At 77.2% G+C, this 1356-nt stretch carries 1 protein-coding gene; it reads right to left on the bottom strand.

The features are described from left to right. Window positions 1-1134: PucR family transcriptional regulator ligand-binding domain-containing protein (locus GTW67_RS31390; RefSeq protein WP_161168138.1), on the bottom strand; the 1134-nt coding region annotated here is incomplete at its 3' end. Window positions 1135-1356 lie beyond the last annotated feature (222 nt).

The raw sequence follows: 1356 nt of genomic DNA, 5'->3' as shown, positions 1-1356 counted from the left end.
CTCGGGCACCACGAGCACCGCCTCGCCCGCCCGGGCCGCCGCCGACTCGACGACCTCGGCGAGGACGCCGAGCGGGTCGCCGCCGGCGTCGGCCGCGGCCAGCGCGGCGGCGGACGGCTTGGTGACGGGCACGCGGGGTTGGTGCCCGGCGGCGGCCCGGGCGGCAGAGGCCGACGCGGGCTCGGCGACGATCATCCGGAACGGCGCGTCGAGCAGGTCGCCGTACAGGCCGCCGGCGACCGCCCGGGCGTGGTCCGGTTCGCCGGCGAGCAGCATGCGCAGCACGGCCGCGCCGATGCGCTGCTCGGCGGCGTGCAGGGAGCGGGAGCGTTCCGTGGTGAGCGTCAGCAGGGCGATGGCGGAGTGGACGGCGTACCGCTCGGCGGTGCCGAGGGGCGCGGCCGTGCCGACGGCGAGGGCCGCGCGGGCCTTGCGGGAGGTGCCGAGGGAGTGCAGCTCGACCCGGTCCGCGTTCTCGGACTGCTCGGAGTCACCGGCACCGCCGACGACCGAGGAGGCGGGTGCCGGCCGCTCGCGCAGCCGCTGGACGTCCGCCGTGAGCCGCGCCGCCCTGCGGCCCGCCCAGTCGGGTGCCGCGGCGACGACGGCGCCCGCGGTGTCGTACAGCGCCGCCCAGCCGTCGACCTGCGCGGCCAGCGCGCCCAGCAGCCCCTCGGGGCCGTCGGTCAGGGCCTGCTTGGTCAGTTCCCGCTGTGCCGCGAAGCCCGCCGTGACCGCCCGGTACTGGTCGGCGGCGATGGCGGCGGACACGGCCTTGCTGATGGCGAGGAAGGGGGTGCGGCGCGGGACCTCCAGCAGGGGCAGGCCCTCGTCCCGCGCGGCCTCGACGAGCGCGTCGGGGATGTCCTCGTAGTGGACCCCGACGGCGAAGCCGAGCCCCACCACCCCGGCCCCGGCCAGCCGTCGCACGTACCGGCGCATCACCTGCGGGTCCTCCGCGTCCAGCTTGAGCGCGGTGATCAGCAGGAGCTCGCCGCCCTCCATGTAGGGCACGGGGTCGGCGAGCTCGCTGGAGTGGGCCCAGCGGACCGGCACGTCGAGGCGGTCCTCACCCGCGCGCACGGTCAGCTTGAGCGCGGAGTGGTGGACGAGCGAGGCGAGCGTCGGGGGCATGGGGCCTTCAGATCTGCGTCAGGTGTGCGAGGGCGGTGCGGATTCTCGGTGATCTTTTGGCCGCCGCGTATGAACGGCCTGTGTCGATTCTGCCTCACCGTACGGTCCCCTGCGGGAGCGTCGCCGCGGGAGGGCACCCCGGGGGCGACCTGCCCGGCCGGGTCCTCGGCCGCGACGTCCCGGGCGGAGCCCCAGCCCCGGCGTCCTCGGCGGAGCGCCGGC

It is taken from the genome of Streptomyces sp. SID5910, from assembly GCF_009862125.1.
Taxonomy (GTDB): domain Bacteria; phylum Actinomycetota; class Actinomycetes; order Streptomycetales; family Streptomycetaceae; genus Streptomyces.
The sequence above is the reverse complement of the archived record's forward strand: the minus strand, read 5'-3'. Positions and strand labels throughout refer to the sequence as shown.